The organism is Tenacibaculum sp. UWU-22, from assembly GCF_041021355.1.
Lineage (GTDB): Bacteria > Bacteroidota > Bacteroidia > Flavobacteriales > Flavobacteriaceae > Polaribacter.
In genome coordinates this window covers 17492-32942 of record NZ_JBFNGP010000002.1, presented here as the reverse complement: position 1 = coordinate 32942, position 15451 = coordinate 17492, and the positions used below count along the sequence as shown (strand labels likewise).

Below are 15451 nucleotides of genomic sequence, written 5' to 3'. Positions count from 1 at the left end.
AAAACTTTTGTTAAAAAACAAAATAAAGTATATTTGCATCCGCTAACTAGAAATGGTGATTGTAGCTCAGCTGGTTAGAGCGCTGGATTGTGGTTCCAGAGGTCGCCGGTTCGAACCCGGTCTTTCACCCTAAAAATAAAAAAGTCTTCTTATATTTTAAGAAGACTTTTTTTATTTGGTTTAATTAGCGTGTTTATGAGCTTTATACGAAGAGCGCACCAGTGCACCACTTTCTACATGCATAAATCCCATTTCTAGACCTAAAGTTTCATATTTTTTAAATTGTTCGGGAGTAATAAACTCTTTTACAGGAAGATGTTTTTTAGAAGGTTGCAGGTATTGTCCAATTGTAATAATATCTAACCCAATGTTACGCAAGTCTTTCATTGTTTCAATAACTTCGTCTTCGGTTTCGCCTAAACCAAGCATAATGCCCGATTTTGTACGCATACCATTTTCTTTTAAATATTTTAATACCCCTAAACTTCTATCGTATTTAGCTTGAATACGCACTTCGCGAGTTAATCTACGAACAGTTTCCATATTATGCGATACTACTTCGGGTGCTACTTCAATAATTCGGTCAATTAGTTTTTCGTTTCCTTGAAAATCAGGAATTAAAGTTTCTAAAGTAGTATTTGGATTTGCTCTACGAATCGCTTGAACGGTTTCAGCCCAAATAATAGAACCACCATCTTTTAAGTCATCTCTATCTACCGATGTTATTACGGCATGCTTAATATTCATTAATTTTATAGATCGAGCTACCTTTTCAGGTTCATCCCATTCAACTGATTCGGGTCTACCTGTTTTTACGCCACAAAAACCACAAGAGCGGGTGCATATGTTGCCTAAAATCATAAAAGTAGCTGTTCCTTCTCCCCAACATTCACCCATGTTAGGACAGCTTCCACTAGTACAAATTGTATTTAATTTATACTTATCTACTAAACCTCTTAATTCGGTGTATTTTTTACCTATAGGTAGCTTTACACGTAACCACTTAGGCTTTTTAGTATGTTCTGGTAGTATTACTGACTTTTCTGACATGCTAGTTTAATTTTGTGGAGTGCAAAGTTACGAATAAAAGAATTATAAACTGAATAAAAACCAAATGCTAAAGCTTACTAAAAATAGAATTCCGAAGAGGCTTAAAATTTTTAATCCCATATTGGGTCGGTGTTCTTCAGGGGTGTGTTTACCTGTTATTAGTAAATAGTTTAAAATAGCAAAAAAAGGTGCCGTTAAAAATGATAAAATGGTTGCTATTTTAACTAAAAAGCCCATGTTTGCTAAGAAAAATTGTAAAATAATGTAGGTTCCGACTGATAAAAATAGAATCCAAAACCAATAGTTTAAATGTTTATTTTTTTTAAATAACAAATCGGTAGTTTTAGCCATTGCTCTTGGTGAGGCATCTAATGCTGTTAAAGATGTGCTAAACATTGTAGTAAAGGCAGCTATTCCAATAAAAACATGAGAAAATTCACCTAAATTATTAGTATATAAGTTAATAAGTTGTGAAGCAAAAACGGTGCCTTTATTAGAAAAAGTTTCCCCTGAATGATACATAACAAGGGCGCCCAACATTATAAAACAAACGCCTAAAAATAAGGTGCCTATATAACCGATATTAAAATCAAAAATAGCTTGTTTGGGTTGAATTTTGTTAAGGGTGGTTTTGTTTTTTTCTACAGACCAAATAGAGTGCCATATAGAAACATCTAATGGGGCAGGCATCCAACCTAAAAAGGCGATTAAAAAAGTAATTTCAACTGTATTTTTTGGAAAAACTTGAGTAAAATCAAAACTTTTATGATTGTTAAATAATGCAATATTAACAGCAATAATAGTGCTTATCGTTAAAATTAAAACAATATATTTCATTAAGCTATCTAATAATTTATACTTACCGATAAGTAAAATTATTAAACAAACGCCAGTAATAATTATAGACCAGATTACCAAATTATTGGTGAAGCCAAATAAATAAGAAGCTAAGCTTGCGGTAACAATAGTTAAGGCTGCCTGGATACTAAACATGGTTGCTAAATTTAAAATATAATAAGCAATAAGAGCACCTTTGCCTAATTTTTTATAACCTTCTAATAAGGTTTCACCAGTTGCTGTGGCATATCGAGGTCCGAACTGAAAAAAGGGGTATTTAAATATATGTACAAAAAATATAGCCCATAATAAACCAAATCCATAATCGGCACCTGCACGAGTAGATTGTACGAGGTGCGAAACTCCAATAGCAGCCCCTGCAAATAACAATCCAGGCCCGAGCGATTTTAAAAAAGTTTTTTTCATTCGAGTAAGGTATTAAGTTTAATGTATGTTTTTTTAATTTTATAAGATTTTAATAAAAGTATAATAATCTTACACTTCTTTTTTTATGATTGCTGCCAATAGCTTTTTTGCCCGTAATAATTTTACCTTAACATTATTTATAGGTTCATTTATTTGTGATGATATTTCTTTGTAGCTTAATTCTTGAAAATAACGTAAAATAATTACTTCCTGATACTTAGGTTTTAATTTTTTAATATCGCGAAGTAATTTTGCTAAATTTTGTTTGGTAATTATTTTGTCTTCAGGAGACGGGCCGTCATCGATTATATGATAAACTTCCTTTTCTTCATTTTTAGTAATGTCAACAGAAATAGATGATTTTTTCTTTCTAAGAAAGTCTATATATACGTTTTTAGAAATTGCAATTAGCCAAGTATTAAATTGATATTGATTGTTAAATGTGTTTATTTTATCAAATGCTTTTGAAAAAGTTTCAATAGCGATGTCTTCTGCATCTTCATCGTTATTCACTTTTTTTAATTGATAATAATACACACTACTCCAATAGGTGTCTAACAAAAATTTAAAAGCCGTTTGATCACCTTTTTTTGCCTTGTCAATTTGCTGTTGTAGGGTATTTTTGCTTACTCCCAAGTGGTTGATTTAGATATTTTTTTAGCGGTTATAAATATAGTAAAATGTATTAATAATAAGATAATATCTAAAAAAGGTAATAAAATTAAAAGCTTAGTTTCTTTTAATTTTTTAGCAGATAAGCCTATAACAATCCAATTAATTAGGTAATATAACCCAATAAATGAAATTATAATTTTCGAATCGAAAAGAAATAAAAGAATTATAGAAAGAAGATAAAATACTAATTTCGACCAATATATAAGACCAATAAAAAAACGATGTTTTGTTTTATAGTAGTTTTTACAACCAATAAATTGTCTTGATTTTTCTAAAAGCCAGAGTTTAAAAGATTTTGGGGGATTAGAATACACAAAACTTTCTGCGGAAGCACAAAAGGTTGTATTTGTATTTGTCGCAGCATCTTGAATAAAAAAATCATTATCTCCGCTGTATATTTTAATGTGATTAACATATCCTTTTGCTTTAAAAAATTCAGATTTTGTGTAGGCAATATTTTTACTCATACCTTTGTAAGGATAGCCTAATTTAGTTGAAGCAAAACACTGAATAGCATTTAACAGTGAATCGAAATGTAATACTAAATTAAAAAAGGAATAATTTTTAAAAGGGTAGGTTACATAGCCTAAAACAATTTGTTTTTCTTCAGAAAAACGCCCCATTAGCTGTGCAATCCAATTTTTAGATACGGGTTTACAATCAGCTTCTGTAAATATTAGATACGGATTTTTTGCCGCCTTTATACCTAAAGTAATTGCATATTTTTTATTTCCCCAAAAGGTTTCATTATTTTCAACATCAATAAGGGTAATATTGGTATTGTGTTTTTGAAAATTTTCTATTACTTCTAAAGTAGTATCTGTCGAGGCATTATTAACAATTAAAATTTCAAAATTAGAATAATTTTGATTGATAATACAAGGGATAAACTTTTGTAAATCTTGTGCTTTATTCTTGGCGTATACAATTACTGATACAGGGTTGTTTTGTTTTGCAGGTATTGTATTTTCTGTTTTAGAAAAAGCAAAAGTAGAGAGAAGTATATAGTAAATGATTTGAATACTAACAGCTACTACAAAAATGTAGAAAAGAATAGTAATAATCATTTAATATAAAAAAGTTAGTTATTGTTTGTGTTCAGGTTCGCTACAAGTGTCAAATTGATCAGGAGTTTTACCGCAAAAACCACAAGGTTCACCACTTTTATTCAGTGTTGGATTTTGACTTGCACAAGTGCCCGAAAATTTACCATCTTTTTTAGCCCAAATTTTAATGGCAATTCCTACAAAAGCCAATGCTAATAAACCAATTGTTAAAAAAAATAATTTCATGAGTAAATTTAAGTTAACGCTATTTTTGTAAAATAAAAAATGAGAGATAATTAGCATAATATTTTTTATCAATATTATTTTACTAAGTAATTCTCGTTATGTTTTAAATCGCTTATAAAAGGTTTCTTTAAAATCTTTCAGCAAAGATACAAACTTCATTTTTTTTAATGGGTATAAAAAATGAAATATAAGCCTTGTGTGACTTTTGTTTTTTTAAGTGTCTAAATAAGTAACAGTTACAATCTTTTTTAGGTATAGAAAAGAGAACTGTTGCAAAATTTATATTAGTTTTTTTTAAGAATAATTTTTGTGTTATTTAGAAGCGAAGAGTTAGGTGAAACCTAACTCTTTTTCTGATTCGTTTTTAGATGGGACAGTTTTTATATAGATTTCATTTTTTGTTTAATTTCTTCTAACCCCAAATTATTAATACTACCAATATGGGTGTGTGTTTTTGCTGGGGTGTTTTGGTAGGTTTCATTTTGAACCTGTTGTCCTATTTTTTGGTAGGCTTCTCTAAATGATAATCCATTGATTATTAGGTTATTTATGCTGTCTACGGTAAATAAATATTGGTATTTTTTATCATCTAAGTCAATATCATTTACAATTACTTGCTGAATAGCGTAGTTAAAAATAGCTATCAAGTTTTTTACTTCTTCGATGGCATTAATCATGTTTTCTTTTAATAGCTGAAAATCACGATGATATCCACTAGGTAAATTATTTGTAATCAATATCATTTCGCTTTGTAAAGCCTGAATTTTATTGCATTTACCTCTAAGTAACTCAAATACATCTGGATTTTTTTTATGCGGCATAATGCTACTTCCGGTAGTTAATTCGTCAGGAAAAGAAATAAATCCAAAATTTTGTGAATTATTCAAACAAATATCCATAGCAAATCTTGCAAGTGTATTGCATAAATTACCTAAAGCTCCGGCAATAATTCGCTCATTTTTTCCTCTACCCAATTGTGCCGCTACTACATTATATTTTAAGGTTGAAAACTTTAATTCTTTAGTTGTAAATTCTCTGTTAATAGGAAAAGAGCTTCCATAACCTGCAGCCGAACCTAATGGGTTTTGATCTACAGTTTTTAAGGCAGCGTTTAAAACAATTACATCGTCAATTAACAATTCGGCATAAGCAGAAAACCATAACCCAAATGAAGAAGGCATGGCTACTTGTAAATGTGTATACCCTGGTAAAACGTTGTTTTTATATTTTTCGGCTAGTTGTAAAAGTGTGTTAAAGAAGCTTTTAATATCATTAATAATTTCAATTAAATTTTCTTTGTAATATAATTGTAAAGCCACTAAAACTTGATCGTTTCTAGAACGTGCGGTATGAATTTTTTTACCTACTTCGCCTAATTGTTGGGTTAATTCAAATTCTATTTTAGAATGAACATCTTCAAAAGTATCTTCAATAACAAAGGTTCCGTTTTCAATAGAAGTTGCTAATTTTTCTAGACCTTTTTTTAATTGTGTTAGTTCGTCTTGAGTAATAATACCAACAGAAGCTAGCATACTAGCATGTGCTAATGAAGCTTGTACGTCGTATTTAGCAATGTGCATATCAATTTCTCTATCGTTTCCAACAGTAAATTGTTCTATTTTTTTATCGATTGAAATTCCTTTATCCCAAAGTTTCATATTTTTAATTTTTGGCTTTTATTTTGTGGGGATTGTTTTATAATACTTTGTTTAATAATTTGATATATATTTCAATGCCCTCTTTAATTTCGTTAACATAAATAAATTCATCAGCTGAATGAGAACGGGTACTATCACCAGGTCCTAATTTTAAAGAAGGGCAACTTAATACCGATTGGTCAGATAGGGTAGGAGAACCGTAAGTGGTTCGTCCAATAGCAATACCTGCTTGTACTAATGGATGCTCAACAGGTATAGAGGATGAGTTTAAACGTAAACTTCGTGCTTTTATTGATGAACAAGGAGAATTGCTTTCTAAAATTTCTACAATTTCTTTATTAGTATAACAGTCGTTTACCCGTACATCGATTACTAAACTTACTTCTGCAGGTACTGCATTGTGTTGTTTGCCTCCATTTATTTGTGTAACGGTTAGTTTTACGTCACCTAAGGCTTTAGAGGTTTTAGCAAATTTAAAATCTTTAAACCATTTTAATACCTCAATGGTATTGTAAATGGCATTATTGTTATTTGGGTGCGCCGCATGACTAGGAGTTCCTTTTACTTTAGCATCAAAAACAACTAATCCTTTTTCGGCAATGGCTAAATTCATTAAAGTAGGTTCTCCTACTATAGCAACATCTATTTTTGGAATAATTGAAAGCATTGAATTTAACCCATTTTCACCACTACTTTCTTCTTCGGCAGAAGCTACGATAACTAAATTGTATTGTAGGTCTTTATGAGCATAAAAGTAGGTAAAAGTAGCTATTAGCGATACCAAACATCCGCCAGCATCATTGCTTCCTAAACCATATAGTTTACCATCTTCTATAGTAGCCTTAAAAGGGTCTTTAGTGTATGCCTTATTAGGCATAACAGTATCGTGATGTGAATTTAGTAATAGGGTTGGTTTAGTATCATCGAAATATTTATTAGTAGCCCAAACATTATTTTTTGTTCTTTTAAATGGAATTTTATGTGCTGTAAACCATTGTTCAATTAATTGTGCAGTTTCATCTTCTTTTGAAGAAAAAGAAGGTGTTTCTATTAAATTTTTTAATAGTGTTATGGCTTCGTTGGAAAGTATTTCTATTGACATTATTTTTTTATCGTTGTAAATTTAGAATCAGTTTTAAAAAGCATACTAGGTTTACCGATACAAACTTTGGTAACATTGTGCTGTATGGCGTTAAAACAATTACTTAGTTTAGGTAACATTCCATCGGCAATGATACCTTTTTTTAGTAATGTTTTATAACTGTTAGAATTAATATCTTCAATAACCGAATTTTCATCTTCTACGTTTAGTAATACCCCATTTTTTTCAAAACAATAATAGAGTTCGGTTTCATAATTTTTAGCAAATGCAATAGCTAATTCTGAAGCAATAGTGTCAGCATTAGTATTTAATAGTTGCCCTTTTTTATCATGTGAAATAGCACAAAAAACAGGGGTAATGTTTTGTTGTAAAAGTACATCTAAAATTTGAGTGTTTACTTTTTCAACATCACCAACAAAACCAAAATCAATTTCTTTTACGGGGCGCTTTTTTGAGATAATACTGTTGCCATCTGCTCCAGAAAATCCTAAGGCATTACAGTTGTTAGCCTGTAGTTTTGCTACTATATTTTTATTAATTTCACCAGCATATACCATAGTTATAATAGTTAGCGTTTCTGCATCAGTAATACGTCTTCCATTAGTCATTTTAACGTCAATACCCATTTTTTTAGCTAGTTTGGTAGCTAATTTTCCACCACCATGTACTAAAATTTTCGGATTTGATATTTTTGTAAAATTAGCTAAAAATGTATTTAAAGCCTCTTGATTATCAATAATATTACCGCCAATTTTTATAATTTTTATGGGTTGCATGTTTACTTGTTTTCTAATATTTTTTTTAAAATAATTTGAGCAGAAAAAGTTCTATTATTGGCTTGGGGTATAACAATCGAATTTTCACTATCTAATACAGCATCTTCAGCAATTACATTTCGTCTTATGGGTAAGCAGTGCATAAATTTTGCTTGACCTAATTTTTCTTTAGTTATCATCCAATTGCTATCTTCTGATAAAATTTGACCGTATTTATTATAGCTACTCCAGTTTTTCACATAAACAAAGTCAGCATTTTCTAGCGCTTCTTTTTGATTGTAATTTATGGGGGTGTCTTTAACAATTTCAGGGTTTAATTCGTAACCTTCTGGGTGCGTAATTGAAAAATCAACCTCCATGTGTTGCATTACTTTTACAAAAGAATTTGCCACGGCCTGAGGTAGCGCTTTTGGATGTGGTGCCCATGATAATACTACTTTAGGTTTTTTTGTGGTTTTAAATTCTTCAATAGTTATAGCATCTGCTAGTGCTTGTAATGGATGTGCGGTAGCACTTTCCATATTTACAACAGGAACGGTGGCGTATTTTAGAAAACTGTTTAAAATAATTTCAGCTTCATCTTTAGCTTTGTCTTTTAATCCAGGAAAAGCTCTTACGGCAATAATATTAGCATATTGCGATATTACTTGCGCAGCTTCTTTAATGTGTTCGGATGTTGTGAGATTCATTACAGCGCCATCTTCAAACTCTAAATTCCAAGCGTCATTAACATTTAAAATACTTACTTCCATACCCAAATTTCTAGCTGCTTTTTCGGTGCTTAAACGTGTACGCAAACTCGCATTAAAAAATACCATAACTAAGGTTTTGTTTTTACCTAGCTCAGTATTTTGAAACGGATTTCTTTTTAAGTTGATAGCCTCTTTGATAAGACTTTTAAGGTTTGCTATATCGTTTATGTTGGTGTATTTTTTCATTTTAATTCACTTTTTAATGCAGCTATAAATGCATCAATATGATTTTTTTTGACAGTTAATGATGGAAGAATTCTTAACAGGTTTGGGTTTTTAGCACTTCCTGTAAAAATATGATGATTAAAAATTAATTTTTTTCGTAGTTCAGCAATAGGAAAATCAAACTCTAACCCTATCATTAATCCCCTGCCTTTTAGGTTTTTTAATTGAGGAATTTCTTTTGATTTTTGGATAAAGTACTTCGAAATTTCGTTAACATTTTTTAGTAGTTCTTCTTCTTTTAAAACAGTTAATACACTATTAGCTGCGGCGCAGGCTAAATGATTACCACCAAAAGTGGTACCTAATAAACCATATGAAGGTTTAATTTTGGGGTGTATTAAAATACCGCCAATAGGAAAACCATTTCCCATACCTTTAGCCATTGAAATAATATCGGGTGTAACTTGGTGTTTTTGAAAGGCAAAAAAGTCGCCCGTTCTACCATATCCACATTGAATTTCATCGGCAATAAATAAGCTATTATATTTTTTACAAAGTGTTTCAATGCCTTTGTAAAATTTTGTAGAGCCTTCATCTAATCCACCAATACCCTGAATAACTTCTACAATTACAGCACAAACATCGTCATTTTTAAGGGTGTTTTCTAAACCAACTAAATCTTCAACTTCTAAAAAAACAACCTCTTGTTGTGCATTGATAGGAGCAATAATTTTAGCATTATCGGTAGCGGCAACAGCGGCAGAAGTACGTCCGTGAAAAGAATTTTTAAAAGCAACAACTTTCTTTTTACCAGTATAAAATGATGCTAGTTTTAAAGCGTTTTCATTGGCTTCAGCACCCGAGTTACATAAAAAAAGTTGATATTCTTTACAGCCCGAAAAATTGCCTAATTGTTCTGCTAGTTCTACTTGTAACGGATTTTTAATAGAGTTACTGTAAAATCCTAATTTACTTACTTGATTACTTATGCTACTAACATATTTAGGGTGTGAATGTCCAATCGAAATTACTGCATGTCCACCGTATAAGTCTAAATATTCTGTTCCGTTTTCATCGTAAACATAAACATCTTTTCCTTCTACTGGAGTTATATCAAATAAGGGGTATACATCAAACAAACTCATAATTGATCGGTTTTTATATTGTTAATTTTATTGAAAGAAGCTACCATACCTTGTATTAGCGAAGAGCTTAATCCTTTATGCTCCATTTCGTTTAAACCTTGTATCGTGCAACCTTTAGGAGTGGTAACTTTATCTATTTCTTGTTCAGGGTGATTGCCTGTGGTAATTAATAAATTTGCAGATCCTTCGCAAGTATACATGGCTAGTTCTTGTGCTTCTTTAGCATCAAAACCTAATTGTATCGCTGCTTGGGTAGTGGCACGTATAAGTCGCATCCAAAATGCAATACCGCTTGCACAAACAACAGTTGCAGCTTGCATTTGACTTTCAGGTATTATAATAGAGTTTCCTAATTTATTAAAAATAGCTTGGGCAATTTTTATGCGTTCTTTACCTTTTTCATTACTACAAATACAAGTCATAGATTTACCAACAGCAATGGCTGTATTAGGCATAGCCCTCATTAAAAAAGCACCTTCTCCTACAATACTTTCCATTTTTGTAATAGAAAAACCTGTAATGGTAGAAATAAGAATGTGTTTTTCGGTTAATAACGATTTTATTTCAATTAAAATATTATTAAAATGGGCAGGCTGAACAGCAAAAATAATGATGTCAGAATTTTTTACAGCTTCTTGATTGTTTGTTGTTAACGTTACATTTTTATAACCTTCAAAATCTTGAATACCACTTAGGTTTCTTTTGGTTAAGTATAATGATGTAATGGCGTTGTTTATAATGAGGCCTTTGGCTATTGAGCGTCCTAAATTTCCGGTTCCTATAATGGCTATTTTCATTTTTTAAATTCTTTTGTTTATACTGTAGTTGTTTTTCTAGGCCTACAACGGTTTGGCTAAGCTGCGTTTTAATGCAGTTTAGGTGTTGTTAGCATTAGTTATTTTATAAATACTTTTTTAGGTTTTTCAGAATAAAGTAAGTAATAACTCCAAATCATTGCAAAAAACGCTTGAAAAATAATTAATCCATTAATTTCTGAATTTTTAAATCCAAAATAAAAAGATGAACCAACAGAAATTACATAAAAAAAGACCATAAATTTTCTGAAATCTTTATTAAAACTTAACATCATAGCAATTAAAACAATTGAAAATATTATCATAAAAATTTCAATTCCATAGTATAAATAAAAGTCAAATCTCATATCAGTGTTTAGAGAAGCTTCAATCTTTTCAAAATTACTTTGTAATAATTCAAATACATTTATACTTGACCTAACTACATTAATTATTAACCCTATCAAAATGATCCAAAGCCATCCACTAATTTTTAAATGACCAAATTTGAATTTATCTGTCTGTTGGTAATATTCCTCAACTTTATTTCTATATCCTTTCTCTCCTCTTTTTTCAAGTTCATCTATTAAGAAAGGAATTCCTCCTGTATTAACTTTATGAGGTGTTTTTGAAAGTTCAAGAAGTTCATTTAATTCTAATTTCGAATAATAATCTTTAAAAGACATTTTTTTGTTTTTAAATTAATGTTAACGTGTTTTTAAAAGTAAGTAGCTTTAAGATGTAATCCTTCGGTTTCAGGAAAGCCAAACATTAGATTCATGTTTTGAATGGCTTGTCCAGATGCACCTTTTAAAAGGTTGTCTATGATACTTGTAATTAAAAGTTTGTCTTCGTGTTTATGTAGGTGAATTAAGCACTTGTTTGTGTTTACGGCTTGTTTTAAATGTAATTCAGTATGGGTAACAAAAGTAAAAGCAGCATTTTTATAAAAAGCATTATACAGCGAGTAAGCTTCATCTAATGTTCCTGAGAATTTTGTGTAAGCTGTAGCAAAAATTCCTCTTGAAAAATCACCTCTGTTAGGCATAAAATTTATAGCAGAATTAAAATTTTTCTGCAACATATTAACTGTTTGTTTGATTTCGCCTAAATGCTGGTGGGTAAAAGGTTTGTAATATGAAAAATTATTGTCTCGCCAAGTAAAATGGGTGGTTTTAGACAATGAAGTTCCTGCACCTGTTGCTCCTGTAACGGCATTAATATGGATGTCGTTTTGTAATAAATTATTTGCGGCTAAAGGCAATATTGCTAATTGAATAGCGGTAGCAAAACAACCAGGGTTAGCAAGATAATTTGCTGATTGAATAGCCTTTTTTTGTATTTCAGGTAAACCATATACAAAGGTGTTGTTTTGAAAAGTACTATCTTGTTGTAATCTAAAATCGTTACTTAAATCGATGATTTTTGTATTGTTAGAAAACGTGTTTTTTTCTAAAAATGCTTTTGAATTTCCATGACCTAAACAAAGAAAAATGACATCAACATTGGTGTTTATAGTATCGGTAAAATTAAGGTCTAAATCACCTACTAAATCTTGGTGTATAGCACTAATTTTGTTTCCTGCGTTAGAAGTGCTGTATACAAAATTAAGCTCGGTTTTAGGGTGATTTATTAATAATCGTATTAGTTCTCCAGCGGTATAGCCTGCGCCACCTATAATTCCTACCTGTATCATAGTTCAGAATTTACTTGTTGATATATTTTGTTTTGATAACCAATGATTTTGATAAAACCTTTTGCTTCATCAGCTGTCCAACCTCTACTTTCTTCACCATAACTTGCAAATTTAGCGTTCATTAAGTCGTGTTTAGATTCGATTCCGTCTAACGAAAAATGATAAGGTTTTAAGGTAACAAACACGTTTCCAGAAACATTTTTTTGACTACTTTGTAAAAAAGCTTCCATGTCTCGCATAACAGGGTCTAGGTATTGTCCTTCATGTAAATGCATTCCGTAAAAACTACTTAAGTACTCTTTGTGTTGTAATTGCCACTTGGTAAGTGTATGTTTTTCTAGTAAGTGATGCGCTTTAATAAGAATTAATGCCCCTGAAGCTTCAAAACCTACTCTACCTTTAATACCTATAATCGTATCACCCACATGAATATCTCTACCAATAGCATATTTAGAAGCAATGCTATTTAATTTTTCGATATTGTTTTCAGGTGAATCAGCGATATTATTTATAGCAGTTACCTCACCTTTGGTAAAGGTAATTGTTATTTTTTCTTCTGTATTTTTTTCTAATGGAGAAGGGTATGCACTTTCTGGCAAAGGATTAGAAGAAGTTAAGGTTTCTGAGCCACCTACGCTAGTTCCCCAAAGACCTTTATTAATTGAATACTTGGCTTTTTTCCAAGGTAAATCAATACCGTTGCTTTTAAGGTATTCTATTTCTTGCTGTCTTGTTAGTTGCTCGTCTCTAATAGGAGTAATAATTTGTATTTCTGGAGCTAAGGTTTGAAAAATCATATCAAATCTTACTTGGTCATTTCCTGCACCTGTGCTTCCGTGAGCAATATATTGCGCATCGATACTTTTAGCATATTTAATAATTTCAATAGCCTGAATAATTCTTTCGGCACTTACTGAAAGGGGGTAAGTATTGTTTTTTAAAACATTACCATAAATAAGGTATTTTATTACATCTTGGTAATAAGTGCTAATGGCATCGATATTTTTATATGTAGCTACACCCATTTTATAGGCGTTAGTTTTTATAGCATTAATTTCGTCTTCGGTAAACCCGCCAGTATTAACAGATACCGCATGTACCTCGTATCCCGCTTTGCTTAAACTTACAGCGCAGTAAGAAGTGTCTAACCCACCGCTATAAGCAATTACTAATTTTTTCATATAAATAAAGTTAAGTTTGTTTTGTGTTTTAATCGTTTTTTGAAGGGGGTGTTTGTTGTTTTTTTAAAAACAATGTTTGTTTTATGCGTTTTAATCGATTAAACACTTTGTCTTTTATTTTTTTAGAATCGTTATGGTTATTGTTATTGCTGTTAGGGTCAAATAGCATTCCAGTGCATAAGCACATTGTTTGATTGGTTCTTTGTAACACATCGTAGTTTTTACAAGTTTGGCAACCGTCCCAAAAACTTTGATCGTCGGTAAGTTCAGAAAAAGTAACGGGTTTGTAGCCTAAATCGCTATTTAGTTTCATTACGGCTAAGCCAGTAGTAATACTAAATATTTTTGCATTAGGAAATTTGGCTCTTGAGTGTTCAAAAACTACTTTTTTTATTTTTTTAGCAAGTCCAATACCTCTGTAATCAGGATGAACAATTAGTCCTGAATTTGCTACAAATTTTCCGTGGCTCCACGATTCTATATAGCAAAATCCAGCAAAAATATCATTATCTAAAGCAATTACAGCATTACCTTTTTCCATCTTTTCAATAATATACGATGGTTTACGTTTTGCAATTCCAGTACCTCTAACTTTTGCAGCAGATTCAATAGTTTCGCAAATAGTGGTTGCATATATACTATGCGATTTATCAGCAATTACAATTTTCATTGAATTGATTTTAAGTTATTTATTTTGTTTTTTGGTTTGAAAAAAAGAACTGGACACACCTGAGTTCTGTAAATTAAGAATATACCCTTACGGGCGGCGGGGTAAAAAATGGCGTACGAAAGCCGTGTTATTGTTTTCAATAACTTGTTTTGTAAGAGATGGTATTTGATAAATTGTTTTCAAAAGAGTAAAAATAAAAATACGTAATTAAGTTTTTATACACAAACGATTAACAGAAACTACAGCGTCGTACCCTAAAACTGGGAAGACGATTACGTGTTATATCTTTTATTATCAACATTGGGCAAATGTATAAAAATATTTTTGTTAATCACAAAAAAATAAAAGCTTTTTGATATTATGAGCTTTTTTGTTTTTACGGCTTATTATTTTTAATAAAATTAGCTTCTTTTAGTTACAATTTGTTTTAGGTTTGATATGGTTTGGGTAGGGTTATTGCTTTTAAAAACAAAACTTCCAGCAACTAAAATATCTGCTCCAGCTTTAATTAGTTCGTCAGCATTTTGGTCGGTAACCCCTCCGTCAATTTCAATTTTACATGGCGAGTTAGAAGTGTCGATTAACTGCTTTAATTGTTTAATTTTTTTGTAAGTATTGGTTATAAATGACTGACCGCCAAAACCAGGGTTTACACTCATTAGGCATACCAAATCTAAGTCTTTAATAATATCTTCTAAAGAAGATACTGGTGTATGTGGATTTAATGCAACTCCAGCTTTCATACCAGCGGCTTTAATAGCTTGAATGGTTCTGTGTAAATGAGTACAAGCTTCGTAATGAACGGTTAAATTTGTTGCGCCTAATTTTGAGAAAATGTCTATATACCGATCAGGGTCAACAATCATCAAATGCACATCGATAACTTTTTTGGCATGTTTAGAAATGGCTTTTAAAACAGGCATTCCGAAAGAAATATTTGGAACAAAAACGCCGTCCATAATATCTACATGAAACCAATCGGCATCAGAATTGTTTAACATTTCTACGTCGCGTTGTAAGTTAGCAAAATCGGCTGCTAAAATTGAAGGGGCAATAAGTTTGCTCATTTGTTGTTTGTTGCTTTAGTTTGTTGCTGCAAATATAATTAAATCTATACGGAGTACAATAAAATAGAAAACTCTCGAAAGTTGTATGCGAGAGTTTTCTATTCACTAATCAAAAAAACGAACAGTTTTACGATAATAAAACTATTGGTAATTGATTTATAAAAG

Annotated in this window: 16 protein-coding genes and 1 tRNA gene; 1 reads left to right on the top strand and 16 read right to left on the bottom strand. The window is 31.0% G+C overall.

The genetic code is table 11. From position 1 onward, the window contains the following. Nucleotides 1–54 precede the first annotated feature (54 nt). A tRNA-His gene (locus AB2B44_RS05460) sits at nt 55–130 on the top strand. Between the two features lie 50 nt (nt 131–180). On the opposite strand, the gene lipA is transcribed toward AB2B44_RS05460, so the two are convergent. From lipA to rpe, 16 genes are all read right to left on the bottom strand, one after another. Then, nucleotides 181–1050, bottom strand: a complete 870-nt coding sequence (gene lipA / locus AB2B44_RS05455; protein ID WP_369048562.1) for a lipoyl synthase — start codon at nt 1048–1050, stop codon at nt 181–183. Nucleotides 1051–1092: 42 nt separating this feature from the next. Then, nucleotides 1093–2313, bottom strand: coding sequence for an Nramp family divalent metal transporter (locus tag AB2B44_RS05450; protein WP_369048561.1), 1221 nt, complete (start codon nt 2311–2313; stop codon nt 1093–1095). A 69-nt stretch (nt 2314–2382) separates the two neighbouring features. Continuing rightward, a complete protein-coding gene (locus AB2B44_RS05445; protein ID WP_369048560.1) occupies nt 2383–2949 on the bottom strand; it encodes an RNA polymerase sigma factor in 567 nt (188 codons plus the stop codon). Continuing rightward, nucleotides 2940–4055, bottom strand: coding sequence for a glycosyltransferase (locus tag AB2B44_RS05440; RefSeq protein ID WP_369048559.1), 1116 nt, complete (start codon nt 4053–4055; stop codon nt 2940–2942). The genes AB2B44_RS05445 and AB2B44_RS05440 overlap by 10 nt, the downstream gene beginning before the upstream one ends. Before the next feature lie 18 nt (nt 4056–4073). Continuing rightward, nucleotides 4074–4280, bottom strand: coding sequence for a membrane or secreted protein (locus AB2B44_RS05435; RefSeq protein WP_369048558.1), 207 nt, complete (start codon nt 4278–4280; stop codon nt 4074–4076). Between the two features lie 380 nt (nt 4281–4660). Continuing rightward, nucleotides 4661–5938, bottom strand: coding sequence for an argininosuccinate lyase (gene argH / locus AB2B44_RS05430; RefSeq protein WP_369048557.1), 1278 nt, complete (start codon nt 5936–5938; stop codon nt 4661–4663). 37 nt (nt 5939–5975) lie between these two features. Continuing rightward, on the bottom strand, nt 5976–7040 hold the full coding sequence (locus AB2B44_RS05425) for a M20 family metallo-hydrolase (protein ID WP_369048556.1): 1065 nt from the start codon (nt 7038–7040) through the stop codon (nt 5976–5978). Further along, nucleotides 7040–7816, bottom strand: coding sequence for an acetylglutamate kinase (argB, locus tag AB2B44_RS05420; protein ID WP_369048555.1), 777 nt, complete (start codon nt 7814–7816; stop codon nt 7040–7042). The genes AB2B44_RS05425 and argB overlap by 1 nt, the downstream gene beginning before the upstream one ends. A 2-nt stretch (nt 7817–7818) precedes the next feature. Further along, on the bottom strand, nt 7819–8754 hold the full coding sequence (locus tag AB2B44_RS05415) for an acetylornithine carbamoyltransferase (protein WP_369048554.1): 936 nt from the start codon (nt 8752–8754) through the stop codon (nt 7819–7821). Continuing rightward, nucleotides 8751–9878 carry an aspartate aminotransferase family protein gene (locus AB2B44_RS05410; RefSeq protein WP_369048553.1) on the bottom strand — a complete coding sequence of 376 codons (1128 nt, stop codon included), beginning with the start codon at nt 9876–9878 and terminating at the stop codon, nt 8751–8753. The genes AB2B44_RS05415 and AB2B44_RS05410 overlap by 4 nt, the downstream gene beginning before the upstream one ends. Then, nucleotides 9875–10675 carry a pyrroline-5-carboxylate reductase gene (gene proC, locus AB2B44_RS05405; protein WP_369048552.1) on the bottom strand — a complete coding sequence of 267 codons (801 nt, stop codon included), beginning with the start codon at nt 10673–10675 and terminating at the stop codon, nt 9875–9877. The genes AB2B44_RS05410 and proC overlap by 4 nt, the downstream gene beginning before the upstream one ends. A 98-nt stretch (nt 10676–10773) precedes the next feature. Continuing rightward, nucleotides 10774–11358 carry a DUF2569 family protein gene (locus AB2B44_RS05400; RefSeq protein WP_369048551.1) on the bottom strand — a complete coding sequence of 195 codons (585 nt, stop codon included), beginning with the start codon at nt 11356–11358 and terminating at the stop codon, nt 10774–10776. 32 nt (nt 11359–11390) lie between these two features. Continuing rightward, nucleotides 11391–12368, bottom strand: a complete 978-nt coding sequence (argC, locus tag AB2B44_RS05395; RefSeq protein WP_369048550.1) for an N-acetyl-gamma-glutamyl-phosphate reductase — start codon at nt 12366–12368, stop codon at nt 11391–11393. Beyond that, nucleotides 12365–13549, bottom strand: coding sequence for an argininosuccinate synthase (gene argG / locus AB2B44_RS05390; RefSeq protein WP_369048549.1), 1185 nt, complete (start codon nt 13547–13549; stop codon nt 12365–12367). Before argG ends, argC begins: the two co-directional genes overlap by 4 nt. A gap of 28 nt (nt 13550–13577) precedes the next feature. Then, entirely contained in the window at nt 13578–14219 is a 642-nt protein-coding gene (locus tag AB2B44_RS05385; protein ID WP_369048548.1) for a GNAT family N-acetyltransferase, read from the bottom strand. A 401-nt stretch (nt 14220–14620) separates the two neighbouring features. Beyond that, nucleotides 14621–15286, bottom strand: coding sequence for a ribulose-phosphate 3-epimerase (gene rpe / locus AB2B44_RS05380; protein WP_369048547.1), 666 nt, complete (start codon nt 15284–15286; stop codon nt 14621–14623). Nucleotides 15287–15451: the final 165 nt, after the last annotated feature.

Coding starts and splice junctions, on each gene's coding strand:
- AB2B44_RS05415 (WP_369048554.1), bottom strand. CDS start 8,754: ATGAAAAAATACACCAACATAAACGATATAGCAAACCTTAAAAGTCTT.
- AB2B44_RS05440 (WP_369048559.1), bottom strand. CDS start 4,055: ATGATTATTACTATTCTTTTCTACATTTTTGTAGTAGCTGTTAGTATT.
- argG (WP_369048549.1), bottom strand. CDS start 13,549: ATGAAAAAATTAGTAATTGCTTATAGCGGTGGGTTAGACACTTCTTAC.
- argH (WP_369048557.1), bottom strand. CDS start 5,938: ATGAAACTTTGGGATAAAGGAATTTCAATCGATAAAAAAATAGAACAA.
- AB2B44_RS05410 (WP_369048553.1), bottom strand. CDS start 9,878: ATGAGTTTGTTTGATGTATACCCCTTATTTGATATAACTCCAGTAGAA.
- argC (WP_369048550.1), bottom strand. CDS start 12,368: ATGATACAGGTAGGAATTATAGGTGGCGCAGGCTATACCGCTGGAGAA.
- AB2B44_RS05400 (WP_369048551.1), bottom strand. CDS start 11,358: ATGTCTTTTAAAGATTATTATTCGAAATTAGAATTAAATGAACTTCTT.
- AB2B44_RS05435 (WP_369048558.1), bottom strand. CDS start 4,280: ATGAAATTATTTTTTTTAACAATTGGTTTATTAGCATTGGCTTTTGTA.
- rpe (WP_369048547.1), bottom strand. CDS start 15,286: ATGAGCAAACTTATTGCCCCTTCAATTTTAGCAGCCGATTTTGCTAAC.
- proC (WP_369048552.1), bottom strand. CDS start 10,675: ATGAAAATAGCCATTATAGGAACCGGAAATTTAGGACGCTCAATAGCC.
- AB2B44_RS05425 (WP_369048556.1), bottom strand. CDS start 7,040: ATGTCAATAGAAATACTTTCCAACGAAGCCATAACACTATTAAAAAAT.
- lipA (WP_369048562.1), bottom strand. CDS start 1,050: ATGTCAGAAAAGTCAGTAATACTACCAGAACATACTAAAAAGCCTAAG.
- argB (WP_369048555.1), bottom strand. CDS start 7,816: ATGCAACCCATAAAAATTATAAAAATTGGCGGTAATATTATTGATAAT.
- AB2B44_RS05385 (WP_369048548.1), bottom strand. CDS start 14,219: ATGAAAATTGTAATTGCTGATAAATCGCATAGTATATATGCAACCACT.
- AB2B44_RS05450 (WP_369048561.1), bottom strand. CDS start 2,313: ATGAAAAAAACTTTTTTAAAATCGCTCGGGCCTGGATTGTTATTTGCA.